A 16,412-nucleotide genomic window follows, 5' to 3' on the forward strand; every position below is an offset into this window, starting at 1 on the left:
CAGCCACGTGACGTTCGACGACGACCGCTCCGCTCGCCCGGTCCGGCCGGCCCCTGTTCCGCAACGGCGCTCGCCGCTCGCGATCACCGCGGTGGTGCTCGGCGCGCTGGTGCTGCTCGCGATCGCGACCGCCAACGTGTGGACCGAGGTGGTATGGTACGACCAGCTCGGCTTCGCGGAGGTCTGGCGCACGCAGTGGCTCGCGCGGATCGTGCTGTTCGTCATCGCGGCGGCCGTCGCCGGCGGCACCATCTGGCTCAACCTGTGGATCGCGAAGCGGGTCCGGCCCGCGCGCACGGGCGGACGCAGCCAGCTCGACCAGGTGCGCGCGCAGATCGAGCCGCTCGAGCGCCTCGCGATGATCGTGCTGCCCGCGGTGATCGGGCTCGTGGCCGGCCTCGCCGTGTCCTCGCAGTGGGAGACCGTGGTCGCGTGGCTCAACCACGAGCAGTTCGGGGAGAAGGACCCGCAGTTCGGGCTGGACGTGTCGTTCTACGTCTTCACGCTTCCCGCGCTCAACCTGCTCGTCACCGTGGTGCTCGCGCTCGCGGTGCTGTCGACGCTCATCGCGGCGTTCGTGCACCTCCTGTACGGCGGCATCGCGGGAACGGGCCGGACGTTCGTCGCGTCGAAGGGCGCGCGCATCCAGCTCGCGGTGCTCGGCGCGATCGTCATGGTCACCATCGCCGCCAACTACTGGCTCGACCGCTACGGGCTGCTCACCAAGGCCAACGAGCGCTTCTACGGCGCCTCGTACACCGACATCAACGCGATCCTGCCGTCGCGCTCGATCCTCGCCGGGATCGCGCTGCTGGTCGCGATCGTGTTCCTCACCGTGATCTGGCGCGGCGACTGGCGCATCCCGGCGGTCGGCATCGGCCTGCTGGTGCTGTCGGCCGTCGCCATCGGCGGGATCTACCCGGCCGTGGTCCAGCGCTTCCAGGTCGCCCCGAACGAGCAGGACCTCGAGAGCGAGTACATCGGCCGCAACATCGCGGCGACGCGGTACGCGTACGGCATCGACGGGGTGGAGACCACCGCGTACCGCGCGACCACGGAGGCCGAGGCCGATGCGCTGCGCCAGGACGCCGACACGACCGCGCAGATCCGCCTGCTCGACCCGAACATCGTCTCGCCCGCGTTCCAGCAGCTGCAGCAGAACAAGCAGTACTACACGTTCTCCTCGCTGCTCAACGTCGACCGCTACGCCATCGAGGGCGAGCTCCAGGACACCGTCATCGCCGTGCGCGAGCTCAACCTCGAGGGGCTGGGTGCCGGCAGCCGCAACTGGATCAACGACCACACGGTCTTCACCCACGGCTTCGGCGTGGTCGCCGCGTACGGCAACAAGACCACCAACGACGGTCAGCCGTCGTTCTTCGAGGGCGGCATCCCGTCGCGCGGCGAGCTGGGCGAGTACGAGCCGCGCATCTACTTCGGCACCACCCTGCCCGACTACTCGATCGTCGGCGCGCCCGACGGCACCACGCCGTGGGAGCTCGACTACCCCGACGACAACTCCGACAACGGCCAGGTCAACACCACCTATACCGGTGACGGCGGGCCCGGCATCGGCACCATGTTCGCCAAGCTGATGTACGCGATCCGGATGGGCGAGGAGCAGATCCTGTTCTCGGACCGCGTCACCTCGGAGTCGCAGATCCTCTACTACCGGGACCCGCTCGAGCGGGTCGGCCGGGTCGCGCCGTACCTCGAGCTCGACCAGACCACGTACCCCGCCGTCGTCGACGGTCGCGTCGTGTGGGTGGTCGACGGCTACACCACCACCGACCAGTACCCCTACTCGGCCCCGGTGTCGACCAGCTCGATCTTCGCGAGCTCGACCTCCGCGGTCGGCGGCGGCGCCTCGCTCAACTACGTGCGCAACTCGGTCAAGGCGATCGTGGACGCGTACGACGGCTCGGTGACGCTGTATGCGTGGGACAACGAGGACCCGATCCTGCAGACGTGGCAGCACATCTTCCCCGCGTCGATCAAGCCGATGAGCGAGATCAGCGGCGACCTCATGAGCCACCTGCGCTACCCCGAGGACCTGTTCTCGATCCAGCGCTTCCAGCTCGCGAGCTACCACGTCACCGACCCGGCGTCGTTCTACTCGACGCAGGACTTCTGGCGGAACCCGGCCGACCCGACGGACGACACGCAGCTGCAGCCCCCGTACTACCTCACGCTGCAGATGCCCGATCAGGACGAGCCGACCTTCTCGCTCACGAGCAACTACATCCAGGGCGGTGACAACCCGCGCAACATCCTCACGGGCTATCTCGCGGTGAACTCGGAGACGGGCAGCACGGCGGGCCAGGTGGACGAGGACTACGGCACGCTGCGCCTGCTCGAGCTGCCGCGCGACACCACGATCCCGGGACCGGGCCAGGTGCAGAACAACTTCAACTCGAACCCGGACGCGCAGGAGACGCTCAACCTGCTGCGCCAGGGCGAGACGGACGTGGTCAACGGCAACCTGCTCACGCTCCCGGTCGGCGGAGGCCTGCTGTACGTCCAGCCCGTCTACGTCCAGTCGAAGGAGGGCACGCGCGTGCCGCTCCTGCGCAAGGTGTTCGTGGCGTTCGGCGACGAGGTCGGCTTCGCGGACACGCTGCCGGAGGCGCTCGACCAGGTGTTCGGCGAGGGTGCGGGCGACGGCGCTGCGGGGGGCGAGACCGAGCCCGGCGTCGACGACGGCACCGGGACCACCGACGGCGGCACCACCGATGGCGGCACCACCGACGAGGGCACGGGCTCCGGCGACGGCGGCACCACGGTCGACCCGACCGTCGAGGCCGCGCTCCAGGACGCGCTCGACCGGGCGAGCCAGGCGATCACCGAGGGCGAGGAGGCGCTCGCGCAGGGCGACTTCGCGGCCTACGGCGAGGCGCAGGACCGCCTGTCGCAGGCCATCGAGGACGCGATCGCCGCGGAGGCCGAGCTCAGCGGGGCCTCGACCGAGGCCGAGCCCAGCGCGACGCCCGAGCCCAGCGCATCGGCCACCGCGACCTCGTAGCCGCACGGTGCACGTGAAGGAGGGCCGGACCCGTCGGGGTCCGGCCCTCCTTCGTATCTGGGGCCGATGCGGGGGCCGTCAGGCCTGCGGGTCGACGTGCCGCTCGGTCGCCTGGCGGACGAAGCCGAACAGGAAGCCCCACGAGACGAGCATGAGCGCCGCGCTCGCCCACGCCGAGGCGGGGTAGGAGTCGAGGGCGGCGGTGTTGACCACCTCGCCCGTCTCCCAGTCGAAGACGCCGAAGATCGCGGCCGCGCCGACGAGGCCCGCCGCGTACGACGCGAGGTAGGTGAGCCACCAGCCGAGCAGCAGCGCGAGCGAGGTGGTGCGGCCGACCACCTTGCGGGCGCCCAGCGGCAGCAGGATGAGCCCGGCGAAGGGCACGAACCAGCCCCACCACTCGACACCGGGCAGGCCCGGGCGGGCGCCCATGGCCTCACGGTTGCGCCGCATGCGGGTCATCCACAGGCCGTAGAGCACATAGGCGGCGAGGGTGAGGGGGAGGCTGAGGTTGCCCAGGGGCGAGCCCACCGAGGTGGTGGTCGTGCCCGTCTCGAGGATCTCGATGATGGCGTCCGCAGCGTCGCTCGCCGTCGTCGCGACGATCAGCCCGATCACGGCGTTCGCGCCCGTCACCGCGAGCAGCCCCGTCGCGAGGCCCTTGGGCTTCTCGAGCGGCACGCCGTCCTGGCCGAAGGGAACCTGCGGCCCGGTGCCGTAGGCAGGCGACGGCGCCGCCGCGCCGGGGATCACGCCGGGGGCCGGCGCATGCGACTGGCCAGGGTTGAGGCCGGATGCGGGGTGGTACTTGGGCTGCTCGGCGGGAGGCTGAGCGCCCGGGTTGCTGAGGAAGGGATCGTTCTCGGTCATGCGTGCGACCCTAGTCACGTGGAGCCGATTTGGCGTTGAGGCGCGCGTCCGCTAGAGTTATCAGGCCGACGCGGGGTGGAGCAGTTCGGTAGCTCGCCGGGCTCATAACCCGGAGGTCGCAGGTTCAAATCCTGTCCCCGCTACGAGATGACGAAGGCCCGGACCATGCGGTCCGGGCCTTCGTCGTTCCCCGGTGCCTCCGTCGCGCGGCCCCGCGCCCGCGCCTGCGCCCCCCGAGGTGCGTAGCGCCCACATTCGCCGGATCCGGGCACCGAGCACCTCGCAGGGCGCGGCGGGCGCGACCACGATGCGCGAAGGCCCGGCCCGCCGCAGCGGAGCCGGGCCGTCGCACATCGGATCGGGACGCGATCAGCGGATCGCGTCGGCGGCGGCCCGCTCGATCGCCAGCCCGGCCTCGTACTGCTCGAGCCACGCGGCGTAGCCCGCGACGTCGCCGGCGTCCGGCTCGGCCACGTCCACGGCCGCGTCCGCGAACACGCGCGAGCCCAGGTAGTCCGACAGCTCGGCGCCGGCGCCCGCGCGGCGGAACTCGGCGAGCACCGCCATGCCCCACGCGCCGCCCTCGGAGGCGGTGTCGCCCACGGTGACGGGCGCGCCGATCGCCGCGGCGAGCAGGCGCTGCGCGACCCCGGCGGTGCGGAACATGCCACCGTGGGCGAACATCGAGTCGAGCTCGACGCCCTCGTCGTGCAGCACCCTCATGCCGAGGCTCAGCGTGCCGAACGCGCCGTAGAGCTGCGTGCGCATGAAGTTCGCGAGGGTGAGGCGCGAGCCCGGGGTGCGCACCACCAGCGGGCGTCCCTCGGCCAGGCCCGTGATCGGCTCGCCGGACAGGTAGTTGTAGGCCAGGAGCCCGCCGCCGTCCGCCTCGCCGTCGAGCGCGGCACGGAAGAGCGTCTCGAACACGGCGTCGGCACCGCCCACGACGCCCATCGCGGCCGCGAACTCGGTGAAGACGCCGGCCCAGGCGCCCAGCTCCGAGGCGCCGTTGTTGCAGTGGACCATCGCGACCAGGTCGCCCGCGGGCGTGGTGACGATGTCGAGCTCCTCGTGGACCGACTCGAGCGGCTTCTCGAGCACCACCATCGCGAAGATCGAGGTGCCCGCCGAGATGTTGCCGGTGCGGGGGGCGACGGCGTTGGTCGCGATCATGCCGGTGCCGGCGTCGCCCTCGGGCGGCGCGACGAGCGCACCGGGCTGCAGGGTCCCGGTCGGGTCGAGCAGGGCCGCGCCCTCGGCGGTGAGCGTGCCGGCGTCGGCGCCCGCGACCAGCACCTCGGGCAGCAGCGACGCGACGTCGAGCCCGGGCCGGCGCGCGGCCACGAGCCCCTGGAAGCGCGCGAGCATGTCCGCGTCGTAGTCGCGCGTCGCCGGGTCGATGGGGAACATGCCCGAGGCGTCGCCCACGCCCAGCACCTTGCGACCCGTGAGCCTCCAGTGCACGTAGCCCGCGAGCGTGGTGATGAACGCGAGCTCGGAGACGTGCGGCTCGTCGTCGAGGATCGCCTCGTACACGTGCGAGGCGGACCAGCGCAGCGGGAAGTTGAAGCCCAGCACCTCGGTGAGCTCGGCGGCCGCGCGCTCGGTGGTGGTGTTGCGCCACGTGCGGAAGGGCACCAGCAGCTCGTCCTCGGCGGAGAACGCGAGGTAGCCGTGCATCATCGCGGACACGCCCAGCGCGCCGATCGAGGTCGGCCGCACCCCGTACGCCTCCTCGACCTGCGCGAGCAGGTCCGCGACGGACGCCTGCACGCCCTCCCAGACCGCCTCGACCGAGTACGTCCACAGGCGGTCGACGAACTGGTTCTCCCACGCGTGGCTGCCCGTGGCGATCGGCTGGTGGTCCGGTCCGATGAGGCACGCCTTGATGCGCGTCGATCCGAGCTCGATGCCCAGGGAGGTCTCGCCGGCCGCGATCGCGGCCGCCACGTCGATCTGCTTGATCTGCGTCATCGCAGCGATCTCCTTGCGTGTTCCGGGTGGGCCCGCGAGACGCGGGACGACAGAAATGTGAACGGTCGACAAGACTCTAGTGCCGCATCGTCCCCTCCCGCCGCACCCTAGGTCCCGCACGGCCGCTCCGCCACCGCGCGGGACGCCCCTCGCGGGCGGCGACAGGCCAGGTAGCCTGGCCCGGTGACCACGCTCACGCATCGTCCCCGCATCGCCCTCTCGCTCGGCAGCGGGGGAGCCCGCGGCTACGCCCACATCGGCGTCATCGACGAGATCGAGTCGCGCGGCTGGGAGGTCGCGGGCGTCGCCGGGACCTCGATGGGCGCGCTCGTGGGCGGCCTGTACGCCGCCGGCGGCCTCGCGGAGTACCGCGAGTGGGCGGAGGCGCTCACGCGGCGCGAGGTGCTGCGCATGATGGATCCGGCGTTCAAGGGGGCGGGCGCCATCCGGGCCGACCGCGTGATGCGCCGGATCGACGAGATCCTCGCCGGGAGGCGCATCGAGGACCTCCCGCTGCCGTACACGGCGGTCGCGACCGACCTGCTCTCGCAGTCGGAGGTGTGGTTCACGGAGGGTCCCGTCGTCGACGCCATCCGCGCCTCCATCGCCATCCCGATGGTCATCACGCCCGTGCGCCGCGACGGTCGGCTGCTCGCGGACGGCGGGATCCTCAACCCCGTGCCCGTGGTGCCGCTCGCGTCGGTGCGCGCGGACGCGACCATCGCCGTCAACCTCGCGGGCAACGCGCGCCCCGACAACGCGCCGCTGCCGCCGTCGGAGCCGGGCGAGCCGCTCATGCGCCTGCCCCGCCTGCGCCTGCCGGCCGTCCACGTCGCCGAGCCGCGCCTCATGAGCATGATCGCGCAGCGCCTGCGGGCGCGTGGCGAGGACGGGGACGATGCGGCGATCGAGCCGGCGGACCCGGTCGCCGCGGCGACCGCCGAGCCTCCCGAGATCAGCACGCTCGACGTCATCGACCGCTCGCTGCAGACGCTCCAGAACACCGTCCAGCGCTACCGCCTCGCGGGGTACCCGCCCGACGTCATGGTCGACGTCCCGGCGGACTCATGCGGCGTGCTCGACTTCCACCGCGCCGCCGAGATGATCGACCTGGGCCGCGCCCTCGCACGCGAGGCGTTCGACGCCTGGGACGGTGCGCCGCGCTAGCGCGGACCGCGCAGGTCCGGGCCGGGTCTAGCATGGCCTGCGGCCCGGCCGCGCACGCGCCGGCGACCGCGCCTTGGGAGGCACCCGCGTGACCCACGCCATCCCCGTCCGCTCCGGCTGGCTGCACGGCCGCACGGCGCTGCTGCTCGCCTTCGCGTTCTCCGTCATGGCGGATCCCGTGTCCTCCGTCGCGTACGCGATCGAGGCGGCGCTGCGCGCGCTCGACGGCAACCTCGCCCTGCTGTTCCCCGCGATGGCCGCGGTGGTCGCCGTCGTGGGCCTCGTGGTCGCCTCGTACCACCAGCTGGTCGCGCGCTTCCCGGAGGGCGGCGGCTCGGCCGCGGCCGCCGGCGGCGCGTTCGGCGAGGGGTTCTCGTTCATCCCGATGGGCGCGCTCGTCGTCGACTTCGTGCTCACCATCGCGATCTCGGTGTCCGCCGGGTCCTCCGCGATCATCAGCTACGTGCCGTCGCTCGCACCGTACCGCCTGCTGCTCGCGCTCATCCTGCTGCTCGTGGTCGCCGGGCTGATGTGGTTCGGTCACCTCGGTCGCGCCGTGTTCGCGCTGCTCACGGTCGTGTTCATCGTGGTCGCCGTCGCGGTGCTGCTGCCGGTGCCCGGCATGCCCGCGGTCGAGCCGCAGCCGATCGAGGGCCTCACGCACGGCGCGCCGCTGGCCGTCGCGCTCGCCTTCCCCGTCGCCATGGCGCTCGCGACCGGCATCGAGGCGCCGTCCTCCGCGATCGCGCAGCTGGCGCAGCTCGACGATGCGGGCCGGCGCAGCTTCGGGCGCTGGGCCCTGTGGCTCACGCTCGGCATCGTCGGCACCCTCACGCTCGCGATCACCCTCGCCGTGGTCCGCCTGGGCCTGCCCGTGCCCCACGAGGACACCACGCTGGTCGCGGAGCTGGCACGCGCCGCCGACGGCCACGCGCTCTTCGCCGCGTTCCAGGCGACCACCGCGCTGCTGCTGCTGTCCGCCGCCTCGTCCTCGTTCCAGGCCGGGCCCGGCCTGCTCAAGGCGCTCGCGCGGTCCGAGCACGGCGAGTCCCGCCACGGCGTCCTCCCCGCAGTCCTGGGGCGCACCAACGCGCACCACGTGCCGATGGTGGGCGTCGGCGTCTTCCTCGCGGCCTCGGCGGCGGTGGTGACGCTCGCGGGTGCCCGCGACCAGAGCCTCGTGCTGTTCTACGCGGTGTCCGTCTTCGTGAGCTTCCTCATGGGCCTGATCGCGATGGCCAGGTTCTCGCACCACGATCGCCGCCCCTTCTGGGTCGCGCTCAACGTGATCGCGGCCGTCGCGGTCGGCTTCACGCTCATCGCGAACCTCATGCGGCCCGCCGCGATCGGCTCGCTCGCCGCGACCGGGATCGTCGCCGGCGGGCTCTATCTCGCGTGGGTGCGCGCGGGACGCCCGCGCGGCGCCGCGCTCGCGGTCGCCGAGTCGGAGGCGGGGCACGATCTCGGCGAGGACGCCTCGGCGCCCGTCGCCGACGCGCCGATCGCGACCCCGCCAGAGCCACGGAGCTGACGATGCGCCGGCGCGTGGGTCTCGTGGGCGCCACCGCCATCGGCGTCGGCTCCATGCTGGGCGCCGGGGTCTTCGTGGTGTGGGGCCCCGCCTACGCCGCGGCCGGGGACGCCCTCGCGTGGGCCGTGCTCCTCGCCGGGGTGGTCGCCGCGCTCAACGCCGGATCGACCGCGCAGCTCGCGGCCGTGCACCCGGTGGCCGGCGGCGCGTACTCGTTCGGTCGCGCCGAGCTCGGGCCGTGGCCGGGGTTCGTGGCGGGCATCGGCTTCGTCGTCGGCAAGACCGCCTCGATCGCGGCGATCGCGCTCGCCGCGGGGGGCTACCTGTGGCCGGGCCACGCCGCGTGGGTCGCGACCGCGGCGATCGCGGCCTCGTGGGCGCTGAACTCGCGGGGGATCACGCGCACGTCCGCGGCGTCCGTGGTGCTCGCCTCCGCCGTCGTCGGGGTGCTCGTGGCGGCCGTCGTCGCGCTCGCGGGTGCGGAGCCGACTCCCGTGGCGACCTTCGGATGGAGCACGGCATGGGGCGACGCGCGGGCCGTCGCCCAGGCGGCGGCGCTGGTGTTCTTCGCCTTCGCCGGCTACGCGCGGATCGCGACGCTGGGCGAGGAGGTGCGCGAGCCCGCCCGGACCATCCCCCGCGCCATCGCCGTCGCGCTCGCGGTCGCGGGGGTCCTCTACGGCGCCCTCGCGCTCGTGCTGCCCCGGGTGCTCGGCCCCGCGCTCGCCGACTCGACCGCGCCCGTCGCCGATGCGGTGGCCGGCACCTGGCTGCCGGCCGCCGTGGTGACCGCCGCCGCGGTGGCGGCCGCCGCGGGATCGCTCCTGGCGCTCACCGCGGGTGTGGGGCGCACCGCGATGGCGATGGCGCGCGAGGGCGACCTGCCCCGTGCCCTGGCGCGGCTCGACTCGCGGGAGGTGCCCGCGCTCGCGGAGGGTGCGGCGTGCCTCGCGGCCGTCGCGCTCGTGTGGGCGGGAGGCCTGCCGCTCGCGATCGCGATGTCCTCCTTCGCAGTGCTGCTCTACTACGCCGTCGCCAACGCCGCGGCGTGGCGAGCCGCGGGCGCGGGTCGGACCGGGGGGTGGCGGATGCCGCGCGCGCTGTCCGCCGCGGGTGCGCTCGCGTGCGTCGCGCTTATGGCGTCTCTGCCGTGGGTCGCGATCGGCGCCGCGGCGGCGCTGCTCGCGCTGCTCGCGCTCGGCCGCGCCCTGCTGCGCCGCTGAGCGGCGGCGGGGCTCAGGCGAAGGCGGACGTCACGGCGTAGCCCGCCGCCGCGGCGGCGAGGCCCAGCGCCGCGGTCGAGGCCACGTAGCCCATGACCGCGCCCCGGCGGCCGTCCTTGGCAAGCACGACCACGTCGACGGCGAGCGAGGAGAACGTCGACAGCCCTCCCGCGACCCCCGTGCCCAGGGCGAACGTCCATGCGGGGGACAGGAGCGCATCGTCCCCCGCGGCGAGGACCGCGCCCAGGACCGCCGAGCCCAGCACGTTCGCGAGGATCGTGGGCCACGGGAAGGCCTTGCGCGTGTCGAGCCAGCCGAGGGAGAAGCGCACGCATGCGCCGAGCCCGCAGCCGAGGATCGCGGCCGCGTAGGCCCACGCGCTCACTCGTTCTCCTCCGCGAACACGGCGGCCTCGTCAAGCGCCGACGGCGGCCGGTCGCCCAGCCACCAGCCGAGCCATGCGGAGGCGACCGCGGCGGCCATGGTCGCGACCAGGACGCCGATCGCGACGTCGAGCGGCGCGTCCGTGGACCAGGCGAGGCACGCGATCGACGAGAACGTGGTGAATCCGCCCAGCAGGCCGGGACCGATGGCGGGGAACAGCGCCCACGGTCCCCGGGCCTGGGTGCGCGCGACGGCCCACGCGAGCACCAGCGAGCCGACCGCGTTGATGAGGATCAGGTCCCACGGGACGGGCCCCGCGGTCTCGGGGAAGGCCTCCGACAGGCCGATGCGCAGCGCGCCGCCCGCCGCGCCGCCGACCAGGACCAGGCCCAGCTGTGCGGCTCGCGTCACCGCGCGAGCCACGCGTCGGCGGCCTCGAGCTGCGCGGCGAGCGCCTTCTGGACGGCCTCCCCGACCGCCTTCTCGATCATCGCCCCGAACAGCGGGACGTGGGCGACCACGTCGCCCGTCGCGAGCAGGTCCGTCGCGTCGCCGTCCGGGGTGATCCCGATCGCCCCCGCGACGTGGCCCGGGGCGCCCGCGATCTCGACCGCGAAGGTGCCCACGTGGTCGGCGCCGCCCGGCGGCTCCCACACCTCGGTGTAGGTGACCGCGAGCTCGCGGCCCACGAGCGCGCGGAACTCGGACGGGATGGACGTGGTCGGCACGTCGGCGCGCAGCATGACGGCGCGCGAGCCGTCCTCGCGCAGGTCGACGTCGACCTCGTGCGCCTCGGTGCCCATGGCCTCCGCGCGGGCGCGGCCGAACTCGGTCGACGTGAGCATCGTCCAGACGTCCTCGATCGAGGCGTCGAAGCGGTGCGTGTGCGTGATCTTCACCGGTGGAACCCCCTGCGCTCAGGCTAGCGCGCCCGCGGGACGGCTCTAGGCTTGTCCCCGTGGCAACCCTGCGCGACACCATCGAGGAGTACGGCCCCATCACGGATGCGGAGGCCGAGTGGCTCGCGCTGCTGGTCGCCGACTGGCAGATCATCGCGGACCTGTCCTTCGCCGACCTGGTGATGTGGCGCGAGGACGGCGAGGGCTTCGTCGCGGTCGCGCAGTGCCGCCCGTCGACCGGGCCCACGGTCCACCTGGACGATGTGGTGGGCACCCACGCGCCCGGCGGCAGGGTCGCTCATCTGCGCCGCGCGCTCGAGGAGGGCGGCATCGTCGGCTCGCGCGAGCCGCGCTGGGACGAGACCTACGCGGTCCGCGAGGACGCGCTGCCCGTCGTCATGGAGGGCCGCCCGATCGCGGTGGTGACGCGCGAGGTGTCGCAGGCCGTGTCGCGCTCGTCGAGCCGCCTCGAGCTCAACTACAAGGGCGCGGCCGACGACCTGCTGCGGATGGTGACGCGCGGCGAGTTCCCCATGCACACGTCGATCACGGGCCCGCGCCGCGGCGCGCCCCGCGTGGGCGACGGGGTGCTGCGCCTCGACGCCGTGGGGCACGTCACGTACGCGTCGCCCAACGCGTTGTCGTGCTTCCACCGCCTGGGCGTCCACGGCTCGCTCATGAACAAGTCGCTGCCGCGCGTCACGAGCGAGCTGCTCGAGGATCAGGGCGTGGTCGACGAGACGCTCGCCATGGTGGTCGCGGGCCGCGCCGCGTGGCGCACCGACCTCGAGGCCAACGGCGCGGTGCTGTCGCTGCGCGCGATCCCGGTCACCGAGCACGGCGCGCGCGTCGGCGCGGTGCTGCTGTGCCGCGACGTCTCCGATGTGCGACGGCGCGAGCGCGAGCTGGTGACCAAGGACGCGACCATCCGCGAGATCCACCACCGGGTGAAGAACAACCTGCAGACGGTCGCCGCGCTGCTGCGCCTGCAGTCGCGGCGCGTCGAGGCGCCCGAGGCCAAGGAGGCGCTCGCCGAGGCGATGCGCCGCGTCGCCACGATCGCGCTGGTGCACGAGACCCTGTCGGGGACCCTCGACGAGCTGGTCAACTTCGACGAGCTGGTGTCGCGCTCGATCCGCATGGCCGCGGACGTCGCGTCGCCCGACACCCAGGTGCGCATCGTCAACACCGGCGAGTTCGGGCTCATCCCCGCGCAGTACGCGTCCTCGCTCGCCCTCGTGGTGACCGAGCTCATCACCAACGCGGTCGAGCACGGCTTCGAGGGCCGCGCGCAGGGCACCATCACCGTCACCGCGCAGCGCGACGGCCGCACGCTGCGGGTGAGCATCGAGGACGACGGCGTGGGCATCGAGGGCGAGCCCTCGGGGCTCGGCTCGCAGATCGTGCGCACGCTGGTGCAGAACGAGCTGCGCGGCACCATCGACTGGCGCAAGGTCGAGTCCGGCTCCGTGGTCGACCTTCACGGGAGCGTCGAGGAGCGGGTGTCCGACCCGCGCCTGTGACGCGCGCGGCTCCACGCAGCAGTCAGCCCCGCCCGGCGCTGCCGGACGGGGCTGATGCATGGGCGGCGCGGCCGCCGACGGTTACTTCGCGGCGCGGCGGGCGCGAGCGGCGCGGCGCTTGAGCGAACGGCGCTCGTCCTCGGACAGGCCGCCCCAGACGCCGGAGTCCTGGTTGTGCTCCATCGCCCACTGCAGGCACGTGTCGCGCACGGTGCACCGCTGGCAGACGGTCTTCGCCTTCTCGATCTGCATGAGGGCGGGGCCGGTGTTGCCGACCGGGAAGAAGAGCTCGGGGTCATCGACTTCGAGGCATGCTGCGCTGCTGCGCCAATCCATGGGGTCTCCTAGGGGGATAGCGGGGATAGCATGGCGCGACGGGACCCACAGGGGTGAAGGGGTTTCGTCGCGCCGTCGCGTTTCGACTTCCTTAAGATTCGCACAAGTAACGAGAATGTTTCAAGAGGTGTTTTCTGTGGGTTCGCTGGGAAGCGCCGATCGGGGGGTCATGAACGGCGATCGCAAGGGCCCCAGGTCCCATCCCGACGAGGCTTCGGCGAGCCCGTGGCGCACCGCGGCGGCGGTCGGCATCGGCGTCGAGGCGCTCGCGCTGGGCGTGTACGCCGTCGCGTACGGGCTCCATGCGACGGCGCTGCCCGAGCCCGCCTTCGCGATCGGGCTGGCGTGCTTCTACGGGCTCGTCGCGTTCGGGCTGGGCGCGGTCGCGCGCGCGTTCCGTCGCGGCGCGCGCTGGGCGGTCACCGCCTCTCTCACGTGGCAGGCGCTGCTCGCGCTCGCCGGGATCAATCTCACCGGGGTCCGCCCGGGCTACGGTGCCGCCCTGGCCGCGGTCGCGGTCGCCGTCGGCGTGCTCGTGCTGCTCGGCGGGCGCGCCGCGCTACGCGCACCGCGCGACGCCTGATCGCGCCGGGGCGCCGCGCAGCTGCGCCGCCTCGACGCCGCCGGCATGACGGACCACGACGCGTCCGCCCGGGGGCGAGGCGTCCGCGACGCCCGGCGCCGCCGCGAGGCCCAGCTCGCGCAGGAGCGCGGGGGTGGGGGCGGCGACCACCTCGACGGCCGCCGCGGGATCCGCTCGCGTCGACACCGTCACCTCGACCCCGGCGCGCTCGAGGGCGGCGGCCACCGCGTCGCGCTCCGCTCCCGGCCGGCCGGTGACGTGGGTCGGGCCGGCGGGCGTCCACGGCCGCGCCTCGTCGCCGATCACCCCCACCGCGTGCGGCGCCAGGCCGTCGGGGCAGACGAGGGGGCGCACCAGCACCCGGGCCGTCGGCGGCGGGACCCGCGCGAGGCGGCACTCTGCGGCGCCGCGTGCGCTGACGGCCACCCCGCGGCCGGGCTCCGGCGGGAGCCCGAGGAGGGGCGCGGGCACGCCCCACAGGGCCTGCTCCACGCGGTCGAGGCCCGCGAGGATCACGCGCAGCCCCGCGCGGGCGGCCCACCGCGTGCCCCACGCCGGGCCCGCCGCGAGCGCGAGGGGCACCTCGCGGGAGAGGGCCTCGAGCTCCTCGGCCGCACCGCGGAGCAGCGGGTCGAGAGCGGCGCACGCGCGGTCCGCATCGTCGACGAGCAGCGCGGCGACGTCGGATCCCCGGGCCAGCGCGAGCGTCCTCGCGGCCTCGCGCGGGTCGCGCGGCAGGCGGACGCAGCCCGGCAGGGCGGCGGCGACGGCGTCGAGCGCGGCCGTCCGGCCCGAGCCGCGCGGCCCGACGATGACGAGCGGTCCCTCGCGCGGGTCCCACGCGAGCGGCGCGCGGTCGCGCGACTCGGGCAGGTCGAGCCACCCCAGCGTGCCGGGCGCGACGCGGTCCTCCGCGCTCAACGGCGGGCGCCAGAGCGCGTCGGGCGGCGAGGACCCGTCCCAGCGCCGTGCGGCGGCCGCGGCGAGCGGGACGCCGTGCGGCACGGCCTCGCCGCGGCGGCGGGCGGGGGGCCGTCGCTCCGCGAGCGGCAGGGCGCCCTGCATGGTGGTCCGCGCGCGAGGGGTCACCACCACCGCGCGACCGGGAGCGGACGCCGGGAGACCGGCGGCCGCGGCGTCGCCCAGCACGTCGTGCGACTCCGCCTCGCTCGCGGTCCGCAGCGCGATCACGCTCGCGACGTTGGCGCGGATCTCGGGCGTCACCACGCCGGCCGGGCGCTGGGTCGCGAGGATGAGGTGGACGCCCAGCGAGCGTCCTTGCGCCGCGAGCCGCGCGAGCTCGGGCAGGAAGCCCGGGTCCAGCGCGGCGAGCTCCTGGAACTCGTCGACGACCATGAGCAGGCGCGGCGGCGGCCCGCCATCGCCGCGCGCCGACCGTGACGCGGCCCACGCCGCCCACGAGGGCGCGCCGGCGTCCGCGAGGAGGGCCTTCCGGGAGCGCAGCTCGTGCGCCAGGCCGAGCAGCGCGCGGCGCGCGGCCGTGGGCTCGAGATCCGTGAGCAGGCCGCGCGCGTGCGGCAGCGAGGCGCATGCGCCGAGCCCGGCTCCGCCCTTGAGGTCGACGAGGGCGATGCCGAGCGCACGCGGAGGATGGTCGTGCGCGAGCCCGGTCACGAGCGTCTCGAGCAGGGCCGACTTCCCCGATCCCGTGGTGCCCGCGACGAGCACGTGCGGACCGTCGACGTCGAGGTCGAGCCGCACCGGTCCGTCGGGCCCCTGGCCGAGGGTCGCGACGAGCGTGCCCGGCGCCGGGTCCGGGCGGTCGAGCTCGGACCAGCGCACCTCGCGCGGGAGTCCCGCCGTGCGGGTCGAGGCGCGCATGCGTGCGAGGGGATCGGCGGTGCCTGCCGAGACCTCGCAGGGCCGCCAGGGCGTCGCGCGCCCGTCGACCGCGATCTCGGCGCGATCGAGGTCGATCAAGGTGCGCGCCTCCGACGGCGCCGGCGCGTCGGGGCCGACGAGCGCGATCTCGCCGTCGTGGAGCCGCCCCGGGAGCCATCGCATCCAGGACTCCTCGAGCGGGCGGGGGAGCGCGGCGTCGCGCGCGAGCGCGACGGCACGCACGGCGGCGCGCGCCCGCGCGCACTCGCCGCGCACCGCGACGGGCCCCGGCAGCGTCGCGAGCAGCTCGATCCCCGTCGGTGCGGGCGGCGCGGAGCCGTGACCCGAGCCGCGGGCCACGGACGCCGCGGCGAGCGCGAGGGGCGCCGCCACCGCCACGGCCGCGAGCTCCCAGCGCCCGGTCGCGACGCCGAGCGCGAGGCCGCCGGCGGCGCCCCCGCCCAGGCCGGCGAGCAGCGGCGCGAGCCGCGCGCGCCCGGGCCCCGCTCGAGGCGTGTCCGTCCCGTCGGGCGCCGCGGGGTCGATCCAGCGCAGCACCGTCGCCCCGGCGAGCACGAGGTCGCCCGGACGCAGCCGCCGTCGCGCGCGGCCCAGCCGGCGCGTGCGCGCGCCCCGCACGAGCATCGTCCCGTTGCGCGAGCCGAGGTCGCGTGCCCGCCCGGCCGCGTCGAGCGCCAGGTGCCGCCGGCTCAGCCCGGCATCGGCGAGCGCGTGCGCACCCTCGCGGCCCACGGCCGCCTCCCCTGCGCGCACCTCGATGATCCCGCCCGCATCCGGACCCGCGACGACGCGCAGGTGCGGTCCCCGCGGCGGCACCGTCGGCGGACCCGGCCTCTCGCGCAGCAGCGCCCCGTCGAGCAGCGGCGGGACGCCGGCGCGGTGATCGCCGTCGAGCCGCGCGCCGCCGCACCACACGGCCGCCGGCGCGCGCGTGATCCGCAGCACGGCGTCGAGGCGCGTGCCCGGCTCCACCTCGACGTCGCCGACCCCCTCGATGCTCATGTCCATGAGGGCAGGGAAGCGGGCGCGGGCCGTGC

Annotated in this window: 13 protein-coding genes and 1 tRNA gene; 7 read left to right on the forward strand and 7 right to left on the reverse strand. The window is 74.8% G+C overall.

The features are described from left to right. Nucleotides 1-7: 7 nt before the first annotated feature. Nucleotides 8-3,022 carry a UPF0182 family membrane protein gene (locus AOM09_RS03340; protein ID WP_062384229.1) on the forward strand — a complete coding sequence of 1,005 codons (3,015 nt, stop codon included), beginning with the start codon at nucleotides 8-10 and terminating at the stop codon, nucleotides 3,020-3,022. A gap of 78 nt (nucleotides 3,023-3,100) precedes the next feature. On the opposite strand, the gene AOM09_RS03345 is transcribed toward AOM09_RS03340, so the two are convergent. Next, nucleotides 3,101-3,892 carry a hypothetical protein gene (locus AOM09_RS03345; protein ID WP_062384231.1) on the reverse strand — a complete coding sequence of 264 codons (792 nt, stop codon included), beginning with the start codon at nucleotides 3,890-3,892 and terminating at the stop codon, nucleotides 3,101-3,103. 69 nt (nucleotides 3,893-3,961) lie between these two features. Here AOM09_RS03345 and AOM09_RS03350 point away from each other — a divergent pair. Continuing rightward, nucleotides 3,962-4,035: transfer RNA gene (locus AOM09_RS03350), tRNA-Met, on the forward strand. A 226-nt stretch (nucleotides 4,036-4,261) separates the two neighbouring features. Here the strand turns inward: AOM09_RS03350 and AOM09_RS03355 are convergent. Then, nucleotides 4,262-5,866: a xylulokinase gene (locus AOM09_RS03355; protein WP_062384234.1), complete on the reverse strand. Its 1,605-nt coding sequence runs from the start codon at nucleotides 5,864-5,866 to the stop codon at nucleotides 4,262-4,264. A 183-nt stretch (nucleotides 5,867-6,049) separates the two neighbouring features. On the opposite strand from AOM09_RS03355, the gene AOM09_RS03360 reads away from it, so the two are divergent. The 3 genes from AOM09_RS03360 (at nucleotide 6,050) to AOM09_RS03370 (ending at nucleotide 9,787) form a co-directional block, all read left to right on the forward strand. Continuing rightward, entirely contained in the window at nucleotides 6,050-7,033 is a 984-nt protein-coding gene (locus AOM09_RS03360) for a patatin-like phospholipase family protein (protein WP_062384237.1), read from the forward strand. A gap of 88 nt (nucleotides 7,034-7,121) precedes the next feature. Next, a complete protein-coding gene (locus tag AOM09_RS03365; RefSeq protein ID WP_228375041.1) occupies nucleotides 7,122-8,564 on the forward strand; it encodes an amino acid permease in 1,443 nt (480 codons plus the stop codon). Nucleotides 8,565-8,566: 2 nt separating this feature from the next. Next, nucleotides 8,567-9,787: an APC family permease gene (locus AOM09_RS03370; RefSeq protein WP_062384240.1), complete on the forward strand. Its 1,221-nt coding sequence runs from the start codon at nucleotides 8,567-8,569 to the stop codon at nucleotides 9,785-9,787. Nucleotides 9,788-9,800: 13 nt separating this feature from the next. Here the strand turns inward: AOM09_RS03370 and AOM09_RS03375 are convergent, their stop codons facing one another. The 3 genes from AOM09_RS03375 to AOM09_RS03385 are packed head-to-tail and all read right to left on the reverse strand — an operon-like array spanning nucleotide 9,801 to nucleotide 11,070. After that, a complete protein-coding gene (locus AOM09_RS03375) occupies nucleotides 9,801-10,172 on the reverse strand; it encodes a FluC/FEX family fluoride channel (protein ID WP_062384242.1) in 372 nt (123 codons plus the stop codon). Continuing rightward, nucleotides 10,169-10,582: a FluC/FEX family fluoride channel gene (locus AOM09_RS03380; protein WP_169747600.1), complete on the reverse strand. Its 414-nt coding sequence runs from the start codon at nucleotides 10,580-10,582 to the stop codon at nucleotides 10,169-10,171. The genes AOM09_RS03375 and AOM09_RS03380 overlap by 4 nt, the downstream gene beginning before the upstream one ends. Continuing rightward, the gene (locus tag AOM09_RS03385; protein ID WP_062384248.1) at nucleotides 10,579-11,070 is read right to left on the reverse strand and encodes a DUF2505 domain-containing protein; all 492 of its coding nucleotides are present in this window, start codon (nucleotides 11,068-11,070) and stop codon (nucleotides 10,579-10,581) included. Before AOM09_RS03385 ends, AOM09_RS03380 begins: the two co-directional genes overlap by 4 nt. Nucleotides 11,071-11,129: 59 nt before the next feature. Here AOM09_RS03385 and AOM09_RS03390 point away from each other — a divergent pair, with 59 nt between their 5' ends. Beyond that, nucleotides 11,130-12,593 carry a sensor histidine kinase gene (locus AOM09_RS03390; RefSeq protein WP_062384251.1) on the forward strand — a complete coding sequence of 488 codons (1,464 nt, stop codon included), beginning with the start codon at nucleotides 11,130-11,132 and terminating at the stop codon, nucleotides 12,591-12,593. Between the two features lie 81 nt (nucleotides 12,594-12,674). On the opposite strand, the gene AOM09_RS03395 is transcribed toward AOM09_RS03390, so the two are convergent. Continuing rightward, a complete protein-coding gene (locus AOM09_RS03395) occupies nucleotides 12,675-12,929 on the reverse strand; it encodes a WhiB family transcriptional regulator (protein ID WP_062384254.1) in 255 nt (84 codons plus the stop codon). 169 nt (nucleotides 12,930-13,098) lie between these two features. On the opposite strand from AOM09_RS03395, the gene AOM09_RS03400 reads away from it, so the two are divergent. Further along, nucleotides 13,099-13,512, forward strand: a complete 414-nt coding sequence (locus tag AOM09_RS03400; RefSeq protein WP_062384257.1) for a hypothetical protein — start codon at nucleotides 13,099-13,101, stop codon at nucleotides 13,510-13,512. Here the strand turns inward: AOM09_RS03400 and AOM09_RS03405 are convergent. Then, a complete protein-coding gene (locus tag AOM09_RS03405; RefSeq protein ID WP_062384261.1) occupies nucleotides 13,489-16,377 on the reverse strand; it encodes an FtsK/SpoIIIE domain-containing protein in 2,889 nt (962 codons plus the stop codon). The two genes, AOM09_RS03400 and AOM09_RS03405, sit on opposite strands and share 24 nt — an antisense overlap. Between the last annotated feature and the right edge of the window lie 35 nt (nucleotides 16,378-16,412).

It is taken from the genome of Demequina iriomotensis, assembly GCF_000971395.1.
Classification (GTDB): domain Bacteria; phylum Actinomycetota; class Actinomycetes; order Actinomycetales; family Demequinaceae; genus Demequina; species Demequina iriomotensis.

Excerpts from the sequence above, each read along its gene's own strand:
- AOM09_RS03345 (WP_062384231.1), bottom strand. The coding sequence starts at position 3,892 with ATGACCGAGAACGATCCCTTCCTCAGCAACCCGGGCGCTCAGCCTCCC.
- AOM09_RS03355 (WP_062384234.1), bottom strand. The coding sequence starts at position 5,866 with ATGACGCAGATCAAGCAGATCGACGTGGCGGCCGCGATCGCGGCCGGC.
- AOM09_RS03370 (WP_062384240.1), top strand. The coding sequence starts at position 8,567 with ATGCGCCGGCGCGTGGGTCTCGTGGGCGCCACCGCCATCGGCGTCGGC.
- AOM09_RS03395 (WP_062384254.1), bottom strand. The coding sequence starts at position 12,929 with ATGGATTGGCGCAGCAGCGCAGCATGCCTCGAAGTCGATGACCCCGAG.
- AOM09_RS03400 (WP_062384257.1), top strand. The coding sequence starts at position 13,099 with ATGAACGGCGATCGCAAGGGCCCCAGGTCCCATCCCGACGAGGCTTCG.
- AOM09_RS03405 (WP_062384261.1), bottom strand. The coding sequence starts at position 16,377 with ATGAGCATCGAGGGGGTCGGCGACGTCGAGGTGGAGCCGGGCACGCGC.